Here is a 5,050-nt window from a genome sequence, read left to right as displayed (position 1 = left end):
CGTTTGCCCGGCTCTCGGCGCGTGAGGGATGCGACACTGCGTTGTCTCTCGGCGGTGCAACGACTTGATGAGGTCCCTCGAACTTATTGCAGGAGCTTTCGTCTGAGCGTGTACCCCGGTGGCGCCCTCCTCCATCACGGGGAGCTCGCGTGATACACCGACTGGAGGCGAATCGGCCGACTTCTTGAGATGAGGCGCCATACCGTGAAGTCCGCCCGTGCCCGCGATGGTGCGGGATGATTGCCACCAAGACCTCTCGATGCTTCGGCCCCGCCGCGAGGCTCCGCCGACCTGAGGAAAACTAGCTGCTGAGTGCCGGCGATGCCCGCTCGTGCATTCTTGGTGACGAGCCGGCCAGGGGACAGCTGGGTCCTTGTATCGTCGAGACAGTGGGCCTGGTGGACATGATCAATCCTTAGGAGGGCTATTTAGCCTGTCTATCAACGCAACCAGCCCAGACCCCGACACGCCGCGCGATTGCGCGCACTCCACCTTAAGTCACTAAAGTCCGTGGAAACAAGGTCGCCCAGTCGGCAGTGGTCCACAGAGCAATTGGTCGGTTTTGTACACCGGTACATCACATCCCGGAATCCCCACAATTCGCGGAACAGCCGTCGACTGCAGCTGCTTCTGTGCCTCCCGCACAGATCTTCCGGGCTGTGTGCGGAGTGGTGTCCAGCCGACGAAGCGGATCCGGGACCGGATCGTGCTCGGCGTGCTTCAACCCGGGGAGAAGCTGTCCGTCTACTCCCTCGCGGACGAATTGGGGGTCAGCAGGGTGCCCCTCCGGGAGGCGGTTCGCCAACTCGAAGCAGAGTCGCACGTCGACAACGTGCGGCGACGAGGTCCCCACTCTGGGGCGATCCGAGGTCTCGCACGACCGCGTATGTGGAACGCCGACGAGCCGAAGGCCTGTCCAGGAAGGACGTCCTCGGTTGCCTGAAACGGTTCATCCCCGCGAGGTATACCACGACCTCAGGCGCGACTTGACTGCCGCGACTCCAGACCGGACGTCGATGCCCATGGCAGGCTGAGAGCAGACGTGACTCCGTTGGAACGCCCCGCCGCGAAAGGCCCTTATGACCGTTCTCACCGTCAGCACCGGTGCAGGGAAAATCTCGGGTGCCCGCACCGACGGGGACGCCCGCTTCCTCGGGGTCCCGTACGCCGCGGCGCCTCAGGGCGACCGCCGCTTTGCACCCCCGCACCCCACAGAGCGATGGGACGGCACCCGGGACGCCACCGAGTACGGTGCCACCGCACCGCAACCGGGATTACACCCCGCACACACGCATCTGGCGCCACTGACCGGGCCCGGATGGGTCATCGGCGACGGCCACTACCTCAACCTCAACGTCTGGACACCCGACCCGGGCACCAGTGGGCTGCCGGTGATGGTCTACATCCACGGCGGTGGGTTCATGATCGGTTCGGGCAGTGCCCCTGCCTTCGATGGGGCCGCGTTCGCGCGCGACGGCGTCGTCCTGGTCACCATCAACTACCGACTCGGCACGGAGGGCTTCCTGGCCCTGTCCGGTGGATGCACGAACATCGGGCTCCGCGACCAGATCGCAGCACTTCACTGGGTCCGCGACAACATCGCGGGATTCGGCGGGAACCCCGACAACGTCACCGTCTTCGGAGAATCGGCCGGTGGCACCTCGGTCGCATTCCTGCTGCACTCCCCGAAAGCCTCCGGCCTGTTCCGACGAGCGATCGTCCAGAGTGGACACGACGAGATGGCCCGCCCCCTCGCACTCACCGAGAAGCTGACGCATGCCCTCGCCCGGCGGCTCGCGATTCCCCCCACGGCAGACGCGTTCCGAGCGATGCCGGAATCCGAGGTGTTCCGTGCCCAGGCAGCTCTGCTCAGAAACGAGCCCCGCCCAGACCTGCGCGACGCCAACGGTGTCGACCCTGGGCACCGCCGCGCGCTGTTCCTCCCCACCACCGGCGACGACGTCCTGCCCGACCCGATCGGAGTCCCGAGCGCGCACTCCCACGACGTCGCTCTGCTCATCGGCACCACACGCGAGGAAGCCAACCTCGGTCTCGGTGCCGACGAGTTCGCGGGCTTCGACGCCCACCGTGCCATCACCGAGCTCGCCGCCACCTATCCCGACGCCGAGGCGCTCCTCGACCGTCACGGCCTCCACGACCCGGCGGTCACCGCCGCACACGCCCTCACCTCCGCCTACACGGACCTGCTGTTCCGATCCCCGAGCCGGCGCACCGCGCTGCGCCACCCTGGCCGCAGCTACGTCTATGAATTCGCGTGGCGAGCACCCCACCACGGCGCCGCGCACGGCCTCGACGTCCCCTTCGTCTTCGACACCGCCGACGCCTGCCGCGGCCTCATCGGCGACGCGGCGCCAGGCACCCTCACCTACGCGATGCACAGAACCTGGATCGACTTCGCAACCCACGGCACTCCGGGCTGGCCCAGCTACGGTGACACCAGAAAAGCCATGGTGTTCGATGGCGATCCGCACCTCTGTGAGGACACCGCCCCCATCGACATCGGCGCCGAGAACCTCCCGCGCACCACCCCGACAACCGGACGTTCCACGGACGCCGAGCACAGGAACCCGTCGCCCAAATTTGGCGCTCGACGAATGTAGGACCGTCGAACGATGGCGGGGACGGATCGTCCGAACGTCGAGCGTCCGGCTGTCCCGCTGGGCGATCCATGTAGGCGACGAGCGCCGACTACTGTCGGCATTTGCTGGGCGCACTCGTCGCGGTGAAGGTTCGTCTCATGGAGCTCCTGCAGTGTCGGCGACCGCCCCGAACAACTGCGGGGGAGCGGTGTGCAGGTGCATTATCTTCGGTGCGGGCGAATGCCTACTGCCCTCAATGGTCCGCGAGTTCGATGACGAGTGGAATGCCGGTGTCGAACCAATAGCGATGCAGATCCTTGATCTTGGCCCGGGAGGGTCGCCCGCGTAGATGAAGCCGGCACTCGCCGAAGTCCACGAGGTGAACCGTCTCGCAGATCGCGTCTCTTGCCTGCTGCAGCTCGGTCGGGTCGCTGATTTCTCGCGCGACGCCAACGAATGTTCGGCGTCGCAGTCGCAGGCGAACGTTCGGGTTGCCGCGGATGTTCCACACCCAGGATGAAACGGTCAGAGGTCGCTCGATAGCCAGGTCGGGTGGGCGGAGCATCACCACGTACACCTTGTCTTGGCGCCGGATCGCGCGAACGTAGTTGCGGCGCTGCTTGCCGCTCTTGCGTCCAGTGGTAGTGAGTACTCCGTGCCCGGGGGGTGTCGAGACAGCGAAGACCCGGAGCATCATCGTGCTGAGGATGCGTCCACCCTTGGCCGATTGCAGCAGTTGCCTGTGCTTCGGCGCTTGGGTGGTGGCCGCCGCTCGGATGGCGGCGGCACGGACGGACACCGCTTTGTCACCTGATGTGGAGCCGTTGCTCGGGGCTTCTGTCATCTTGAGCCTTCTCGTGTCCCGCGCGGTCACTTCTGACCAGCATCGCAGATCGTCCGCGCCGCTCGCAGCTAATGCTCTTACGAGGTGGACCGACGCACGGGCTGGTGACAGGCTCAGGAAACCTAGAATGTCGATGTGGTGGACCCGATGCACTTCGAGGCTTTAGCTGACATCTACAGTGAGGCGCGGCCGCCATATCCGCCCGCCCTGTGGAACGCCCTTGGCGGTCTCGGGGTTCTGCAACCTGGCCGCCGCGCCCTGGACCTCGGAGCGGGAACCGGGCAAGCGACCGGACCGCTGCTCGCCGCGGGCCTGACCGTCACCGCAGTGGAGCCTGGATGTCAGCTCGCCGCACGCCTTCGGAGCGCGAACCCGGAGGCGGCGGTCATTGTCGAGCGGGCCGAAGACGTCGAGCTCCCTGAGAACGGCTTCGATGTCGCAGTCGCGGCCACGTCGATTCACTGGATGGATCTGGATGTGGTTCTTCCGAAGGTTCACCGTGCGTTAACCCGTCGAGGGATATTCCTGGTGTGGCGGAATGTCTTCGGCGTCCCCGATGTCAGGACGCCGTTCAGGGAGCGTGTTGCGCGGATTGTGCAGGATCGCGGTGCACCTCCGCGCCCCGGAATCGATGCGGAGGATGTTGCAGAACTGTCCGCTGAGTTGACTCGGGCGGCCTTGTTCTCCGTTGATGTTGTCCGCACCTTTCGGTGGAGTATCGAGCTGAACGACCGGCAAGTGTTCCAGCTGTTCTCGACGTTCAGCGACTGGAGCGTCGAGGAGGCCGAACGTGCGGCTGCCGCTGTTCGTGAACTCGGAGGCAGCGTGGTCGAGCATTACATGACGTGGCTTATCGCCCTGACCGCCACGTGAGCCACCGATCGTTCTCCGAACGCCCATCGGGAGAACCGGAAGACCACTCGACAGCTCGGTGTCCGGCGCAAGTCACCATCCGACACGCTCGGTGCATGTGAAGATGCGTTCGTGCGTACCGAGGATCACGACGAGCCCGCAGGTGACAGTCGACCGACGGCTGACGATGGGCCGTTCACCGTGACGGTCGATGGCGAGGTTTTCCGCGTGAGGCTACGTCCAGAGGAACCAGGCGCCTGCGACTATGACTGGGAGTCCGGCCCGAACGCGGGGTACGGATTTTCCAGCTTTCAACACATTGCCTATTCCAGCATTCAAGACCGAGCGAATGCCCCATCCGCCGCGCACCAGCCGAACACGGTTGACGAGCATCGCGAGTCGATCCGCGACTTCCTCCGTCAGATCAACCCCGAGACCGGCTACATCGGCGACTGAGACTCCGCGCACCGAAGCATCGGCTAGTGCCCGTCAGATCGTTCGAGGACGGGCACACCTGGGTGTAGTCGTGTTCGTGGCGTCCCCAGGCTGCCGACGGGAAGACTGGTGTCGTGCACGGAAACTGCCCAGTCGACGTCCGTGGGCGACCATCGATGAACCGGTCCACTGCAGGGAACCATGATGTTCGGTATGGATGCTGCTGCCGGCGACACGCAGCCGGGTAGGACCGCCATAGGTGCGCATTCTCGTATGAGGCAACGAAGAGGACTGCACGCGCATCTCGCGCGAGGCTTGA

5 protein-coding genes are annotated in these 5,050 nt (G+C 65.2%); 4 read left to right on the top strand and 1 reads right to left on the bottom strand.

Annotated elements, in window-relative coordinates; translation table 11 throughout:
- Positions 1-661: 661 nt before the first annotated feature.
- Together DTA22_RS36005 and DTA22_RS02750 are read left to right on the top strand one after the other, a co-directional pair.
- Entirely contained in the window at positions 662-943 is a 282-nt protein-coding gene (locus tag DTA22_RS36005; RefSeq protein ID WP_218027697.1) for a GntR family transcriptional regulator, read from the top strand.
- A 136-nt stretch (positions 944-1,079) separates the two neighbouring features.
- A complete protein-coding gene (locus tag DTA22_RS02750) occupies positions 1,080-2,621 on the top strand; it encodes a carboxylesterase/lipase family protein (RefSeq protein WP_112298426.1) in 1,542 nt (513 codons plus the stop codon).
- Between the two features lie 232 nt (positions 2,622-2,853).
- Here DTA22_RS02750 and DTA22_RS02745 read toward each other — a convergent pair whose 3' ends face one another.
- A complete protein-coding gene (locus DTA22_RS02745; RefSeq protein WP_174233732.1) occupies positions 2,854-3,444 on the bottom strand; it encodes a nitroreductase family deazaflavin-dependent oxidoreductase in 591 nt (196 codons plus the stop codon).
- Positions 3,445-3,579: 135 nt separating this feature from the next.
- Here DTA22_RS02745 and DTA22_RS02740 point away from each other — a divergent pair, with 135 nt between their 5' ends.
- Positions 3,580-4,317, top strand: coding sequence for a class I SAM-dependent methyltransferase (locus DTA22_RS02740; RefSeq protein ID WP_112298425.1), 738 nt, complete (start codon positions 3,580-3,582; stop codon positions 4,315-4,317).
- 111 nt (positions 4,318-4,428) lie between these two features.
- Positions 4,429-4,752, top strand: coding sequence for a hypothetical protein (locus DTA22_RS02735; protein ID WP_037231712.1), 324 nt, complete (start codon positions 4,429-4,431; stop codon positions 4,750-4,752).
- The last annotated feature ends 298 nt before the right edge of the window (positions 4,753-5,050 follow it).

It is taken from the genome of Rhodococcus wratislaviensis (assembly GCF_900455735.1).
Classification (GTDB): Bacteria; Actinomycetota; Actinomycetes; order Mycobacteriales; family Mycobacteriaceae; genus Rhodococcus_F; species Rhodococcus_F wratislaviensis.
The sequence above is the reverse complement of the archived record's forward strand: the minus strand, read 5'-3'. Positions and strand labels throughout refer to the sequence as shown.